Source organism: Centipeda felix (genome assembly GCF_900186465.1).
Classification (GTDB): domain Bacteria; phylum Bacillota; class Negativicutes; order Selenomonadales; family Selenomonadaceae; genus Centipeda; species Centipeda felix.
Genome location: NZ_LT891959.1, coordinates 656,416 through 671,786 on the forward strand (window position 1 = coordinate 656,416; position 15,371 = coordinate 671,786).

Here is a 15,371-nt window from a genome sequence, read left to right on the forward strand (position 1 = left end):
GTTACTTTTCCCTGACGTTACACCTTACTTCACAACAATATTGACCAGCTTGCCGGGGACACAGACAACCTTGACGATGGTCTTGCCCGCCGTGAGTTCCTTCGCACGCGGCAGCTCCGCTGCGAGCTGCTCCAGCGCCGCACGGTCAAGTCCCGTGGCGACCTTGACGCGGTCGCGCACCTTGCCGTTGATCTGCAGGACGATCTCTACCTCATCCTGCACGAGTGCCGCCGCGTCGTACTGTGGCCACGTCTCTGCGTGAACGTTCCCGCCGAAGAGCTGTGCCCACAACTCCGACGTGATGTGCGGTGCAAACGGCGCGAGCATCCGCACGAGTGCGCTCGCCGTCTCACGCGCGAGCCCCGGCGTGAGCTCCTTGTCCTGAAATGCGTAGAGCGCATTGACCAGCTCCATGATGGAGGAGATCGCCGTGTTGAACATGAAGCGGTCGCGCACGTCCTCCGTGACCTTCTTGATGGTCGCGTGGAGCACGCGGCGCAGCTCCGTCTCCTCTGTGCTGAGCGTTGCTGCATCGTAGGACGCAGGCGCGCCCTTGATCGTCTCTGCGAACTGTCCGAGGATACGCCACACGCGCCCGAGGAAGCGGTACGCCCCCTCGACGCCCTGATCGCTCCAGTCGAGGTCACGGTCCACGGGCGCGGCAAAGAGGATGAAGAGCCGTGCCGTATCCGCTCCGTAGCGATCGATGATCTCCTCGGGCGAGACAACGTTGCCGAGCGACTTCGACATCTTCGCGCCGTCCTTGATGACCATGCCCTGCGTGAGGAGGTTCGTGAACGGCTCGTCGAAGTCGAGCATCTCTGCGTCACGCAGTACCTTCGTGAAGAAGCGTGCATAGAGGAGATGCAGGATCGCGTGCTCGATGCCGCCGATGTACTGATCGACGGGAGCCCAGTAGTTCACCTTGTCGCGGTCAAAGGGACGCTCCGTGTTCTTCGGATCCGTATAGCGGTAGTAGTACCACGAGGAGCAGATAAACGTGTCCATCGTATCCGTCTCGCGCGTCGCATCGCCGCCGCACTTGGGACATTTGCAGTGGAGGAAGTGCTCGCTCGACGAGAGCGGCGAGACTGCTCCCTGCTCGAATGAGACATCCTCGGGGAGACGCACGGGCAGCTCTGCCTCCGGGACGAGTACCTCGCCGCATTTCGGGCAGTTGATGATGGGGATCGGCGCACCCCAGTAGCGCTGGCGTGAGATGAGCCAGTCGCGCAGGCGGTAGTTGACGCGGCGTTTGCCGTATCCCTGTGCCTCCGCCTCATCCATGATCGCCTGCATCGCCGCGTGCATCTCCATCCCCGTGAACTTGCCGGAGTTGATGAGGATGCCTTCCTTTTCGGTATATGCCGCTGTCATGTCCTCGAGACACAGCTCTCCGTCCTTCGGGCGGATCGTGAGGATCTTGCGGATGCCGTATTTCTCCGCGAACATCCAGTCGCGCTGATCCTCCGACGGGACGGCCATGACCGCGCCCGTGCCGTACTCAAAGAGGACGTAGTTCGTGACCCAGATCTCGACCTGCTCCCCGTTGAACGGATTCGTGCAGGTAATCCCTGTGAAAATACCCTCTTTTTCCGACTCGCTCGAGGAGCGCTCAATATCGGACTGCTTTTTGACGCGCGCACAGAACGCACGGATCTCCTCTGCCTTGTCGCTGACGGCGCAGATCTTCTCTACGAGAGGATGCTCGGGTGCGAGCGCGACAAAGGTCATGCCGAACACGGTGTCGGGACGCGTCGTGTAGACGGGAATCTCCGCATCGAGCGCGGGCGCAGGCAGGCGGAACTCAAGGCCCTCGCTGCGTCCGATCCAGTTGGCCTGCATCGTCTTGACGCGCTCGGGCCAGCCTGGGAGTTTGTCGAGATCGGCGAGGAGCTCATCGGCATAGTCCGTGATCTTGAAGAACCACTGTGCGAGATCCTTCTTGTGCACCTCGGACTTGCAGCGCCAGCACTTGCCGTCCTCGACCTGCTCGTTCGCGAGCACCGTGCCGCAGGTATCGCACCAGTTCACGGATGCTTTTTTCTTGTAGGCAAGGCCTTTCTTGTAGAACAGCTCGAACAGCCACTGTGTCCAGCGGTAGTAGTCCTCACGGCAGGTGATGACCTCGCGGTCCCAGTCGTAGGCAAGCCCAAGCGCACGCTGCTGCTTCTCCATGTTCGCGATGTTCGCATACGTCCACTCCGCCGGATGCACCTTGTTCTTGATCGCTGCATTCTCGGCGGGCATGCCGAAGGAGTCAAACCCCATCGGGTGCAGGACGTTGTACCCCTCCATCGTGCGGAAGCGCGCAATCACATCGCCGATCGAGTAGTTGCGGACATGCCCCATGTGAAGTTTTCCCGACGGATACGGAAACATCTCAAGCGCGTAGTACTTCGGTTTCGTCGCATCCATCTCCGTGTGGCAGCTGTGCTCCGTCTCCCAGATCTTCTGCCACTTTGCTTCAATCTCCTGCGGACAATATCTCTCCACTCTACTCGAGCTCCTCCCAAATATCAAATGCCATTACTTATCGAATGGAGCGGAGCACCGCATCCAATTCCTCCACGCGTTTCGACAGTGCCGCGCCAAGCGCCCCTGCCCTCTCCAGCGAGCCACTCGAATGACGGATCGCATCGACACCGCTCGCGAGACTGCTCTTCATATCCGTCACGCGCCCGTCAAAGTCCTGCTCGAAGTCCTCGACCTTCGTATCGAACTCCTGATTCTGCGCGAGCATCTGATCGATCTCGTTCACATCATGCAGGAGCTCGCGGATCGCCTCATCGGACGCCTCCAGCCGCTCGCGTGTATTCTCGGAGAGCTTGCGCACCTCTCCTGCGACGACGGCGAACCCGCGTCCCATCTCGCCCGCACGTGCCGCCTCGATGGCGGCGTTGAGCGCGAGCAGGTTGATCTGCGCGGAGATCTCCGTGATCATGTGCATGACCTGCTCGATCTTTTTCGTACTCTCGGTCAGATGCTCCAGCTTCGGTGTAATCGAAGCATTTCGTGCGAGCAGTTCCTTCGTCATATTGCCCTGATCGCCGATGCCGTCGCTCATCTGGTTGACGAGCCCGGAGACGTTCTCAACGCTCTCCGCCACATGCTCCATGACATCCGAGAGTCCCATCATCTGCTGACGGTAGCTGTCAAACTCCTGAATGATCCCCTCACGCAGATGCGCGATGATCGCGCGTCGGCTGATCTCATGCTCGAGATACGTCTTCTGATACAGCGCGTACTTCGACGGGAAACGATCCATATAGCCGTCACTGAACATACCGCCCGAGAGCTGATAGAAGAAAATTGCCGTCAGCGTCTCATTAATGTGCAGACCGGCAATCTCCCCAAAGGCAGAGAACCCCGCGATTGGCATCCCATCGAAGAGATCCGCTCCTGCGAGATCTGCGGCAAAGGTCAGGCGCCGCAGGATGCAGTCGTTCAGCACTGCACCGATCGGCGCCGGCTTGCCCTTTGCGTATGCGGCGTACTCATCCTTCAGCGTCTTGACGAAGTTCTCCCGCCGCATGAGGAAGATCTCCTCACCCGCCGTAATGTCACAGTAGAAATGGAACCGCTTTTCCGCCGCGTCAAACTGCTGCAGCGAGCGGATGAAATACTGCTTGCCGACGTGCGAGGCAAAGGTATAGCCGGCAAGCGCATCACTGAGTGCATTCACGTCGGAGACATGGAGATGCTCCATCAGTACATCGGCAAAGGGCACGGGATGCCCCTCTGCGTCGGCAACCGTCTCCACCGTACGGAGCGTCGCATCCGATCCGATGATCGTCCACTTATCCCCCGTCGGCTCTGCCGCCTGAGTCTTGAAAATAGAGTAGCGGTAATCATCGGCAAGCCGAACAACGAGCACGACGGCGTGATTCTCAAGTACCTGTTTTCCGTTGTAGATATAAGTGTGGGAGAAATCGAGCGCGCCGCTCGCGCTGCCGCCGATGTAGGGGCAGGGCAGGAACTCGCTGTCATAGAGTGCCTTCAGCACGAACGACTCGCACGCCGTCACGCCGTCTATATAGACAAAGGCAAAGGTATTGTCAAAGCGCACGGGGAATGGAACGCGCTGTGCGTCAACCTCCTCGCGGATTCTCTTAATGCGCTCGTCAGGGGTCAACTCCACCGTACCGCGCCGTATGTCCTCGTTGTGCAGGGGAATTGTCATCATGTGGGTCTGCGCGATCATGCGCTTGCTGTAGACCTGCAGCAGCACCTTTGCGCGTCCGTCCTTCGCATCCATATAGTAGGAGCGTGTCCCCGGCGTATGTGTCAGCTCCCCGCACGAGGAGATGAGCAAAACCTGAACATCGGGAGGTGATGCTGTCTGTACTGTACGCGCAATCTCCGCCATGGGGAGATCGGACGAGACGAAGCCGAGCACAATCGCAGGGCCGCCCGGCACATCGTAGAGATCGCGCAGACGCTCTGCCGTCAGCTCGCTGCGCGAGAGATAGGCAGACTTCATATCGCCTGCGCCGACGCTGCCGAGTCCCGCGAACGGCACACGCGGCTTTGCGGCGGACGCTCCCTGCTGTGCACCTGCTGCCGCCAACGGTTTTGCTGCAATGCGGTCAGCGAGCGAAACCTCCGCTTCCTTCTTTTTATCAAAGAGCCCAAACATAAACATTCCTCCCTACGAAAAAAACTCCCTATTCTTTAATTATATCATGTGCCCTGCCCCTGCGCAAGAAGTGGTAAAGAAGCATGGGGACGACGAGCATGGGTACGCCCAAATAAAGCGCAGAGCGCAGCTCGGGGGTAAACGCCATAAAGAGGAGGCAGAGCACCTGCGCCCAGATCCCGAACAGCGTGACATACGGGAAGAGAGGCATCCGATAGCGCAGGAGGGACACCGTCCCCGCCGCCTCAAGCCTGCGCCGCCGCCGATACTGGCTCCAGCAGATCGAGATCCACGCGACCGCGCCCGAGAACCCCGAGAGTGCGAGCAGATAGGTATAGAGCGCCGCATTGGGATGCAGCGCGTAGAGCGCAATCACGCCCCAGCAAAAGGCAATCGAGGCATAGATGGCACGCGAGGGAATCCCCTTGCGGCTGAGCCCACCGAGCGCACGCGGCGCCATCTCCATCGTCGCGAGCGCGTGCACCGTGCGTGCCGCGCCGTAGAGCCCCGAGTTGGAGCAGGAAAGCGCCGCCGTCAGCACGACGAACGAGAACAGCGCCCCCAGATGCGAAAATCCATGCTCGGCAAGCGCTGCCGCAAAGACGCTCTTGGAGAGAGACGCGTGATCCCACGGCAGGATCGAGACGAGCAGCGTAATCGGGATGATGTAGAGCGCGATGATGCGCCACGTCACATTGCGCACCGCCGTCGGAATACTGCGCGCGGGATCCGCCGTCTCCCCCGCTGCCAACCCGATGATCTCCGTCCCTTGAAAATTGACGAGGATGATGACCATCGTCAGCGCAATACTCGCGTATCCGTGCGGGGCAAAGCCGCCGCTGCCGAGTAGGATGCCCGTGCCGATATAGCCCTCATCGCCGATGAGCCCGAGACAGATCAGGAGCGCAACGACGCTGAACGCCACGAGGGCGATGATCTTGACAAGGGCGAGCCAGAACTCGCTCTCGCCGAATTTATCGACGCGAAACAGATTGAGGAGGGTGACGAGCAGCCCAAACAGCACCGCCCACCAGATCGTCCCGACCTCGGGCAGGAATGAATTCATGATGATGCCCGCAGCAATCATCTCCGAGGGCACGTAGGACACCCACGTCACCCAGTAGGACCAGCCCACACCGCACGCCCACGTCGCCGAGATATTCTCGCGCGCGTAGACGACGAATGAGCCCGAGAGCGGCTGCTCCACCGCCAGCTCTGCGAGGCAGAGCATCACGGCGAGCACGATGATGCCGCCCAGCAGATAGGAAATCACCGCCGCAGGCCCTGCCTGCTCGAGGACGTAGCCCGTCCCCAGAAAATATCCGCTCCCGATCACACCGCCGAGAGAGATGAGCTGAAGATGTCTGTTCTTCAGCCTCCGTTTCATCGTCGACTCGCCCATTGGCTCCGTAACACAACCTTTCTCCTCGAATATATATTGTATAAAAAATGCGCTCTCATCATACTACAAGAGCGCGTCAATTACTATCATTTATTTGACAAATACGTAAATTTTTATTATGATTCAATTAAGTATGAAAAGGAGGAGCACTCACTATGAAATTCAGAGCTTTACTGATTGCTCTCGCGCTCGTCGTCGGCATCACGGGGACCTCGTCCGCCGCCCTCAGCGAGCATCGGGAGGCCGCGCAGAACCTGTCCATCGCCTACCCCGTCATCAGTCTCGATGACAGTGCGGTCGCTGATCGCATCAACACTGATATGAAGGCACTCGCGGAGACATTCCGCGCTCAGTACCAGAGCGGGGCATTCTTCCGCGGCGAGCTCGGCTATCGCGTACATCTCGACGACGAAAACTTCCTGTCTGTGACGTTCACGGAGCTGCGCTATGACCTGCACGCCAATCAGCCCGCACGCCACGACTACGGCATCGTCTACTACAAGAAGACGGGACAGCGTCTGCCGCTCTCCTTCTTCGTGCACGTCACGCCGTCCGATCTCGACGGCGAGGCGGTGAACGGTCACCTCTACAACGAGTACGGACGCAATACGCCGATCCAGCCCGAAAAATCCGTGCGTCAGCTTCCGACCGACTACTTCCTCGGCGGACGCGGCTTCGTCTGCCCCATCTTTCAGCCGGGCGAGCTGACCGCGAGCACGGGGCCGACCTACGTACTGCTCGATGCGGGCATCGTCGAGTACTTCAACCGCAAGAACAAATGAGTATGGATCGTGACTACACGACCATCACAGGGGAGATACCGGAGGGCGGTGTCTCCCCTGTTTCGTATGAGATCCAGCGTTCCCTCTTCCTCGCCTACGTCATACACGCGGAGGACGAGGACGAGGTGCGCACATGGCTCGCCGCACTGAAAAAGGAGCACTACGATGCGCGCCACGCGCCCTACGCCATGGTCCTCGGCGCGGATGCCGCACGGCAGCGCTCAAGTGACGACGGAGAGCCGGGCGGGACGGCGGGCAGCCCCATCCTCGAAGCAATCAAGGGACGCGGCATCACGGATATCGCCGTCGCCGTCATCCGCTACTTCGGCGGGATCAAGCTCGGCGCGGGCGGGCTCATCCGTGCATACGCCCATGCGGCAGGGCTGGGGCTTGACGCCGCCCCCAAGCTGCGCATGACACTCCTGCGCGAGCTGTCCGTCACGATCGATTACGACCTGCTCGCCGCCGTCGAGCGCTACATCCGCACAGAGGCACTGATCGCAGGAAAAACGACATACGCAGAGCGCGTCACCTGTCTCCTCCGTGTCCCGCCCGACGACATCGCACGCCGCACGGCGGAGCTGACCGATCTCACAGCGGGGCGCGCCGTCTGCACCCGCGGCGCAACGGCGTATCAGGGAATTCCATGCGAATAGACAAAGACAGGGACTGCTGCACGAAGTTTTCGCTTCGTACAGCGGCCCCTATTCTGTGTCCCCGATTCACTCAATATTACAGATCTCCACCCCGCAATTCTCGCAGTGGATGGTCTTTTTCAAATAGTCGATATCCTTGATGAGGATCAGATGCCCGCGCATATCGATCACACCGCTCTTCTTCAACTCGGCGAGCATGCGGTTGAGACTCTCCCGCGCCGATGCAGAGTAGTTCGCGAGCTCCTGATTCGTGAGCGGTACGGAGATCAGTATTCCCTCGTCCGTCTCCATCCCGTAGCTGTTGGCCAGACGGAGAAGCGTTGAGCAGAGTGCTCCCTTCTTCCCGTAGAGCACGAGGTCGCGGAATTTGAGGTGCTGCTTGCGCATGTGCATCCCGATCAGCTTCAGCAGTGCGACAGCGAGGTGCGGATGCTTTTCGAGATACGCCTCCAGTACGGGGAACTCGATGGCGTAGACCTCGGCGGCACTGCGCGCAATCGCACTAAAGAGATAGGTCGGCTCATCCTCGTAGATCGGCAGCTCTCCGACGAGGCTCCCCTTCGTCGCGAGGCGCAGCGCCAAGACACGCCCCGATGCGCCGTACTTGACCACGAAGATATGCCCCGAGCGCACAATATAGAAATAGTGCGCCGGTGCACCCTCACGATAGAGAAACGCCCCATCGTGCAGCGAAACCACCTTGCCCGGAATCGATGCAAGTTCTTGAATGAGCGCCTCCTTATCCACTCCGTCCCCCCCCCTTCTGTGATACGAAGTAACATTATAATTTATCCTATCGAAAAAACAGAAAAGTTCATGTGATATTCGTCACATACAAGGTAATTTTTTTTCACTATAATTCCATTTATTAATGCGATATATAAGGGAGAGATGGAAATGGAAAATAAGGACATTCTCGCCGTCCTTGGCGAGAATCCAACACGCCGAGAAATTCTTGAGCATTGGGACCCTGAAAATGAGGTGTTCTGGAAACGCTGGGGCGAACGCATCGCCAAGCAGAACCTCTATACTTCCACATGGGCGCTGACCCTCGCCTTCGTTGCGTGGACAATGTGGGCGACAATCGCCGCCCAGCTCAACCACATTGGCTTTCACTTTACGGACAATGAGATCTTTACCCTCGCAGCCCTGCCGGGGCTTGTCGGGGCGACGGGGCGTCTCGTTTACACCTATCTCCCCGCCATGCTCGGCGGACGCAATTGGACGCTGATCTCGACCGCGCTGCTCCTCATCCCGCTCATTGGTCTGGGGAATGCACTCACAGACACCGCGACGACCTATGACACCTTCGTCCTTCTCGTCGCGGGCATCGGCATCGCAGGCGCAAACTTCTCATCCTCGATGGCGAACATCGGCTTCTTCTTCCCGAAGTCGCAGAAAGGGCTTGCTCTCGGCATCAACGCCGGCATTGGCAACCTCGGTGTCTCGCTCATCTACTTGACCGCCCCCATGCTCCTCGGCATGAGCTTTGGAGGACTCTTCGGCGCACCGCTCCTCAATGAGGCGGGCAAAGAGATCTACATTCAGAATGTCTGCTACTTCTGGGCGATTCCGACCGCTCTGACCCTGATCCTCGTCTGGATGTTCATGGACAACCTGCCCATCCCAAAGCAGAGTCCGCGCAGCATGATGTCCATCTTTGGCAATAAACATACGTGGCTCATTACCGTGATCTACACCTGTGGCTTCGGTTCGTTCATCGGCTACTCTGCTGCGCTTGCACTTCTTGTCAATCGCGAGTTCCCCGAGGTTTCCTTTGCCTATGCTGCATTCCTCGGACCGTTCATCGGTGCGGGCGTGCGCCCCATCGGCGGTTGGGTAACAGACAAGGTCAACAGCGGCTCACAGGTCACATTCTACTCGCTGCTCCTCATGCTTATCGCCTGTATTGCCACCGTTATGGGTATTCAGGCACATAACTTTGCGCTCTTCTTTGGCGCGTTCCTTGTGCTCTTCTTCTCGACCGGCTTCATCAACGCCGCATCCTTCCGCATGATCCCGTTTGTCTTTGACAGTCCTGTACACGCCTCACTCGTCACAGGCTTCACGGCGGCGATCGCGGCGTACGGCGCATTCCTCATCCCGAAGATCTTTGGCTGGGCATACGGAACACAGGGCAGCGTTATTCCTGCATTCTACATTCTCATCGCCTTCACTGTTCTGACCATCATCATCACATGGTTCTTCTACGCACGCAAGGGCTCGGGCATCAAGTGCTGAGTGATCTTTGACGCACATACTGACCGCCATTTTTGGCGGTCCTTTTTTTGCCCTCGCCTCTCCCATGCATCAGTATTTTACACAGCCAAAGTCTATGTTATAATAGCGTCATCAAAGAGAAATAGGGAGACAAGGAAGGGAGTATCCTACTGTGGGGCGCAAAGAAATTCGAAATATGGCGGACGATGACAACAAGACACTCAACTACAAAATGAAGCTCCTGCTGGACATTGGACAGGCGCTGATGGAGAACGGTGCCGACTGTGCACGCGTCATCCGCGATATGAAACGCGCGGCAGTCCACCTGCGCATCCCTGCTGAAAACATCCAATCCCACATTACCTACACAACGCTTATGCTGAACGTCTGCGACGACGAACGCTCCTTTACGCAGTTCCGCAAGTGCATGAAACATGGCGTGAACCTCGCCGTTCTCGCCGCCGTGAGCAAACTCACCTGGCGCATCCTGCGCGGCAACACGCCCATCGCTGCCACCGAGAACGCCATCGCACGCATCCGTGCACGTGCACTCTGCTACCCGCATTGGGGCATCGCGCTCGGCGCTGCCGTCGGCTCGGGCGGCTCGTGCAAGCTGTTCGGCGGGAGCTGGGAAGAGTCTCTCGTCGCCACCATTGCGGCACTCATGGGCTTCATCGCACATCGCCTCAGCAACAAGTATGCTTTCAATCCCTATGCCTGTGCCATGATTACCGGATTTGTCGCCACCATATTTGCGTGGGCCATCCCCGCTGCACTTGGACTTGGTACACTGTGGTACGCGCTCGTTGCGTGCACCATTTTCCTCATGCCCGGACTGCCGTCCATCAATGCGGCAAGTGACGTACTGAACCGTTTCACCACATCGGGCATGACGCGCGCCATGGATACCATGCTTATCATCGGCGGCATGACCTTCGGCATTGCCTTTGCCATTCTTATCGCCGGTGTGGGAAACATCTCCGATGTCCATATCCAGCCCACAGATACCTACCTCAATCAGGCAATCGCGGCCGCACTTGCTGCCGGCGGATTCTCCGTCATGTTCAACACACCGAAGAGGCTGCTCGCCATCGTCGCCGTCGAAGGCATCGTCACTATGCTCATCCGCAACGTTCTCATGCTCGAATTCGGACAACCACAGGCACTCGGCTCCTTCGTGGCGGCGGCCTTCGTCGGCATCGCGGCACTCAAGGTCATCCATATTGTCCACACGCCAAACACCCTTCTCATCATCCCGCCAGTTATCCCGCTCATCCCCTGTGTTCTCCTCTATCGTCTCCTCTTCGCCGTCCTCCACATCCAGACCATCTCCGTCGAGGAACTGCTCGAGGCGCTGCGCTTCGGCGTCAACGGTGTCACCATCATCCTCGCCGTCGTTGTCGGCGTCTCTATCCCGAACATCTTCATCCAGCGGCGCATCGAACAAGAGCAGCAGCACGAGATCAACGCCATCATCAAGGCACGCGCATCCGAGCGCTGATACAGCTCCATCAACACGCCAAAAGGGCATGATTCCCACATTGGAGATCATGCCCTTTGGTATTTTCAAGCCCCTACGCGCCGAGCAAGCTGCCGACGATAATGCCGAGATACGTTCCAATCACATACCCCAGTGTACCGACGAGCATTGCGGGGCCGACCAGCTTATTCCACCCCTGTGAGATGGCCATCCCTGCCGCCGTCGTCGGCCCGCCGATATTTGCATTGGACGCAATAAGAATATCCTCCAGATCAAAATCGAGCAATTTCCCGCCGACCAGACAGAACAGCATATTCACAACAACGACAATCAGACAGAACACAAAGAGAAGCGGCGCGTTCATCAATATCTCCATAATGGATGCAGGAACACCGATCACGAAGAAAAACATGTAGATAAAGAACGTGCCGATTTCCTGCGCACCGTTCAACGAGGACGCCTGTTTTTCAAAGAACGTGGCAAAGATCACAGAGATTAGCGTAATCCAGACATACTGACTGCCGAGGAACGTATTGGACATCTTTGTAAACCAGCTGACATCAGAGGGAATCAGCGCGCTGAACGTCGCCCCGATGAATTTCGACACGGTAACGACAACGACAGCATAGGTCATGCACATCGCAATATCGCGCAGAGAAATATCCTTACGTCCCCAATACTTTGCCGCGAGTGTCTTCCCGTCGTCGGATGCGCCATGCCTCTCCACTGCATCGATCAGCGGATGCGTGTAGATGCGGCGAAAGAACGCATTTCCCGCAATACCGAGAAGGATCAGAAAATAAATTGCCATATTGAGATTGTCCGCGACTGTCGTTGCCGAGACGAGCGAACCGTTGACCTTGAATGCATCGGCAAGTGCGGTGAAATTCACGCCGCCGCCGATATACGACCCCGTCATCATCGCCGCTACCTTCGGCAGCCCGTCGATGGAAGCCCCGAGGAGTGCGCATCCAATCAATGCACCGCAGATCGTCCCTGCCGCACCGATCAGAAAAATGATCACCAGACGCCCTGTCTCATGCCAGATCTTCTGCATATTGCTCTGCAAAAGAAGCAAGGGAATCGCAATCGGAACAGCATAACCCCAGACAACATCGTCATAGAGTTCTGCATGAACGGGTATGACCCCCGTATTGACTAAAATGAGTGCGACGACGAGCGCAATCACCGCGCCCGTGATGCGGGAAGCCCACACATACGTCTGCTCAAGATAAATCGACGCTGCCACAGCCAGCAGCATAACGCTCATGAGCACCCATGTATTCTCCGGACTGACTAGTGTATTCATAGAAGCCCCTTTCTCATGGATCGATAAAACATCGAACAAACAATATCACAAATTCCTCAGTTACTCAATATAAACGCGTGGAACACGCGTAGAGATGAGACAGAGGACTTCATAGTTGATCGTATGTGCCCATGCGGCGACCTCATCCACAGACAGCGTTTCCGAACCAAACAGCGTACACACATCCCCCACCTGTGCCTCGGGAATATCCGTGACATCAATCATGAACTGATCCATGCAGATCCGTCCCGCGATAGGGGCACGCTGTCCGCAGACCTCGACCGCCCCACTCCCGTAGGCACGGATGTAACCATCCGCATAGCCAACCGTCAGCGTTGCGATACGTGTCTCACGCCCCGCTATGAACGTCCGCCCATAGCCGACAGACTCCCCGGGAGGAATCGTTTTAATGAAGACAATGCGTGCACAGAACTTCATGCAGGGATGCAGATCCATACTGCGCACGACCTCAGACGAGGGCCAAAGTCCATACTGGATAATCCCTACGCGCACCATATCAAAATCTGCATCAGGATATTCCAGGACCGCTGCCGAGGCAGCAATGTGCTTTAGAGGAACATGAATCCCCATCGCCTCGATCGCGTCACACGCCTCTTGGAAAAGCCGCATCTGATGCGCCGTAAAGGATTGATCCGCCGTATCTGCTAAAGCGAAATGCGACGACAGCCCCTCCAGCTCCACATTGGGCAGCGCGACAATGCGCCGTGCCATATCCGCAGCATCCTTTGGAGTGACGCCGATGCGTCCCATCCCCGTCTCGATCTTGAGGTGCACCTTGACTGTCTTCCCCTGCCGCACCGCTTCCTGCGATAGAGCCTCAACGAGATCCATCTGACAAACCGTCTGTGTGATATTATCGTAGACGATCTCGCTCGCGCTCTCCGCTCCGATCAGCCCTAGGATCAACAGTGGCGTCGTAAATCCCGCCGCACGCAGCTTGAGTGCCTCCGAAAGCGTCGCTACAGCGAGGTAGTCCGCACCCTCATCGAGCGCAATGCGCGCGACGGCGACCGCACCATGCCCATAGGCATCCGCCTTGATAACAGCACAGAGTTTTGTCTTTTTTCCGATACGCCTGCGTATCTCGCGATAGTTATGGGCAATTGCGTTCAGATCAACCTCTGCCCACGCAGTATATCGCAGCATAGCATCCTCGTCCTTCTAAAGAAATCACCGATACATTCACCGCCCCATCTTGACGCATCTTCTTCCGCACTATGGCGGAAAATCTTCCACAGAGCATTACTTTTCATCCGATTATTTCCTCATTCGGATGAAAAAATCTGCGTCAATTTGACGAACTTCATTGGATCAGCAATTTCCTAAAAATTTTTCATGAAAAATGATTAACAGGAGTATATCACAATGATGGACAGTCGGCTATATCGGAATTGAAATTCTTGCATACAGAGATTGACATATATCACAGTGCCTCCACGTAAATCACAGCTTTTTATTGCATTATGCAAAATAATATCATTCTTTTTATCCTTCATACTTTGTGAAAAATTCGCGGAATTGTGAGTTCAAGTCTACTTCAATCGATATTTTCACTAAATTTCAATACTTGACAAAAATATCTGAATTATGCTAATATCATAATCAAGGTATACCTCTAGAGATTACTTAGTCGTTTAAACCCTTCTGTATTTTATCTATGTAGTAGGAGGAAAAAACATGATTGTAGGCGTTGCAAAGGAAATCAAAAACAATGAGTTCCGCGTCGGTATGACTCCCTCGGGTGTTGAGGCAATGCGCCGTGCCGGTCATACGGTTCTGATCGAGGAGAGTGCCGGTGTTGGCAGCGGCTTCACGGATGCCGACTACAAGGCAGTCGGCGCCGAGATCGTCTCGGACAAGAAGGCTCTGTTTGATCGTTCGGAAATGATTGTTAAGGTAAAAGAGCCGCTGGAGTCCGAGTATGACCTCTTCCATGAGGGTCAGATCCTCTTCACCTACCTCCATCTCGCAGCAGAACCCCAGCTCACGAAGGCACTCCTTCAGAAGAAGGTTGTCGGTATTGCCTATGAGACGGTTCTCGGCAAGCAGGGCCGCGGTCTCCCGCTGCTCGCTCCGATGAGTGAGATCGCAGGCCGTATGTCTGTCCAGATCGGTGCACAGTTCCTCGAGAGCCGTTACGGCGGCAGCGGTGTTCTCCTCGGCGGCATCGCAGGTGTCTCCGCTGGTCAGGTCGTCATCATCGGCGGCGGCAACGTCGGCACGAACGCAGCCAAGATCGCTGTTGGTCTCGGCGCACGCGTCACGATCATCGACCTCTCGATCGAGCGTCTGCGTCAGCTCGACGATATGTTCGGCGGCCGTGTTGTCACCGAGTTCTCCTCGAGCTACAACATCGCAAAGTGGGTCAAGGAAGCTGACCTCCTCATCGGCTCCGTCCTCATTCCGGGCGCACGCACCCCGATCCTGGTCACCGAGGAAATGATCAAGACCATGAAGAAGGGCTCCGTTGTTGTCGACGTTGCCATCGACCAGGGCGGCTCGATCGAGACGTGCGACCACTGCACGACGCATGAGAATCCGACGTTCGAGAAGCACGGCGTTGTCCACTACTCCGTGGCAAACATTCCGGGCGCTGTCTCCCGCACCTCGACGCTTGGCATCACCAATGCGACGATCTCCTACGCGGTTGACATCGCGACGAAGGGCTACAAGGCTGCCCTCCAGCAGGTGCCCGGCCTGAAGTATGGTCTCAACACCATCGACGGTCACCTCACGAACGAGGCGGTCGGTAAGGCGCTGAACCTCCCGTTCAAGTCCATCGATGAGTTCCTTAAGTAATTTGTGAACTGACTGCTGAGGGGCTGTTTCACTCTCATATATCAATATGTGCTGTGAAACAGC

At 56.9% G+C, this 15,371-nt stretch carries 11 protein-coding genes; 5 read left to right on the forward strand and 6 right to left on the reverse strand.

Going from position 1 to position 15,371, the window contains the following annotated elements:
- Window positions 1-24: 24 nt before the first annotated feature.
- Genes leuS through C1713_RS10520 form a run of 3 tightly spaced genes read right to left on the reverse strand, consistent with a single transcriptional unit; the run spans window position 25 to window position 6,041 of the window.
- The gene (leuS, locus tag C1713_RS10510; protein ID WP_102493872.1) at window positions 25-2,496 is read right to left on the reverse strand and encodes a leucine--tRNA ligase; all 2,472 of its coding nucleotides are present in this window, start codon (window positions 2,494-2,496) and stop codon (window positions 25-27) included.
- A gap of 37 nt (window positions 2,497-2,533) precedes the next feature.
- A complete protein-coding gene (locus C1713_RS10515; RefSeq protein ID WP_102493873.1) occupies window positions 2,534-4,639 on the reverse strand; it encodes a methyl-accepting chemotaxis protein in 2,106 nt (701 codons plus the stop codon).
- Between the two features lie 28 nt (window positions 4,640-4,667).
- Complete coding sequence (locus C1713_RS10520) at window positions 4,668-6,041, reverse strand: amino acid permease (RefSeq protein WP_102493874.1); 1,374 nt, start codon at window positions 6,039-6,041, stop codon at window positions 4,668-4,670.
- A 155-nt stretch (window positions 6,042-6,196) separates the two neighbouring features.
- Between C1713_RS10520 and C1713_RS10525 the strand changes: the two genes are divergently transcribed.
- Window positions 6,197-6,823, forward strand: a complete 627-nt coding sequence (locus C1713_RS10525) for a polysaccharide deacetylase family protein (RefSeq protein ID WP_009442938.1) — start codon at window positions 6,197-6,199, stop codon at window positions 6,821-6,823.
- The gene (locus tag C1713_RS10530; protein WP_102493875.1) at window positions 6,820-7,479 is read left to right on the forward strand and encodes an IMPACT family protein; all 660 of its coding nucleotides are present in this window, start codon (window positions 6,820-6,822) and stop codon (window positions 7,477-7,479) included. The genes C1713_RS10525 and C1713_RS10530 overlap by 4 nt, the downstream gene beginning before the upstream one ends.
- Window positions 7,480-7,545: 66 nt before the next feature.
- On the opposite strand, the gene C1713_RS10535 is transcribed toward C1713_RS10530, so the two are convergent.
- On the reverse strand, window positions 7,546-8,226 hold the full coding sequence (locus tag C1713_RS10535; protein WP_009442940.1) for a Crp/Fnr family transcriptional regulator: 681 nt from the start codon (window positions 8,224-8,226) through the stop codon (window positions 7,546-7,548).
- Between the two features lie 144 nt (window positions 8,227-8,370).
- Here C1713_RS10535 and C1713_RS10540 point away from each other — a divergent pair, with 144 nt between their 5' ends.
- Entirely contained in the window at window positions 8,371-9,720 is a 1,350-nt protein-coding gene (locus tag C1713_RS10540) for an MFS transporter (protein ID WP_009442941.1), read from the forward strand.
- 175 nt (window positions 9,721-9,895) lie between these two features.
- Window positions 9,896-11,200 (forward strand): threonine/serine exporter family protein, encoded by a 1,305-nt coding sequence (locus C1713_RS10545; RefSeq protein ID WP_102493876.1) that lies wholly within the window; start codon window positions 9,896-9,898, stop codon window positions 11,198-11,200.
- Window positions 11,201-11,273: 73 nt separating this feature from the next.
- On the opposite strand, the gene C1713_RS10550 is transcribed toward C1713_RS10545, so the two are convergent.
- The gene (locus C1713_RS10550) at window positions 11,274-12,488 is read right to left on the reverse strand and encodes a DUF819 family protein (protein WP_102493877.1); all 1,215 of its coding nucleotides are present in this window, start codon (window positions 12,486-12,488) and stop codon (window positions 11,274-11,276) included.
- Window positions 12,489-12,548: 60 nt separating this feature from the next.
- Window positions 12,549-13,655 carry an alanine racemase gene (gene alr / locus C1713_RS10555; protein WP_102493878.1) on the reverse strand — a complete coding sequence of 369 codons (1,107 nt, stop codon included), beginning with the start codon at window positions 13,653-13,655 and terminating at the stop codon, window positions 12,549-12,551.
- Between the two features lie 531 nt (window positions 13,656-14,186).
- Here alr and ald point away from each other — a divergent pair.
- On the forward strand, window positions 14,187-15,308 hold the full coding sequence (ald, locus tag C1713_RS10565; protein WP_050342991.1) for an alanine dehydrogenase: 1,122 nt from the start codon (window positions 14,187-14,189) through the stop codon (window positions 15,306-15,308).
- Window positions 15,309-15,371: the final 63 nt, after the last annotated feature.

Bases quoted from the DNA above. Each gene is read 5' to 3' on its own strand.
- C1713_RS10550 (WP_102493877.1), bottom strand. From the start codon at position 12,488: ATGAATACACTAGTCAGTCCGGAGAATACATGGGTGCTCATGAGCGTT.
- C1713_RS10520 (WP_102493874.1), bottom strand. From the start codon at position 6,041: ATGGGCGAGTCGACGATGAAACGGAGGCTGAAGAACAGACATCTTCAG.
- alr (WP_102493878.1), bottom strand. From the start codon at position 13,655: ATGCTGCGATATACTGCGTGGGCAGAGGTTGATCTGAACGCAATTGCC.
- C1713_RS10545 (WP_102493876.1), top strand. From the start codon at position 9,896: ATGGCGGACGATGACAACAAGACACTCAACTACAAAATGAAGCTCCTG.
- ald (WP_050342991.1), top strand. From the start codon at position 14,187: ATGATTGTAGGCGTTGCAAAGGAAATCAAAAACAATGAGTTCCGCGTC.
- C1713_RS10530 (WP_102493875.1), top strand. From the start codon at position 6,820: ATGAGTATGGATCGTGACTACACGACCATCACAGGGGAGATACCGGAG.
- C1713_RS10515 (WP_102493873.1), bottom strand. From the start codon at position 4,639: ATGTTTGGGCTCTTTGATAAAAAGAAGGAAGCGGAGGTTTCGCTCGCT.
- C1713_RS10540 (WP_009442941.1), top strand. From the start codon at position 8,371: ATGGAAATGGAAAATAAGGACATTCTCGCCGTCCTTGGCGAGAATCCA.
- C1713_RS10525 (WP_009442938.1), top strand. From the start codon at position 6,197: ATGAAATTCAGAGCTTTACTGATTGCTCTCGCGCTCGTCGTCGGCATC.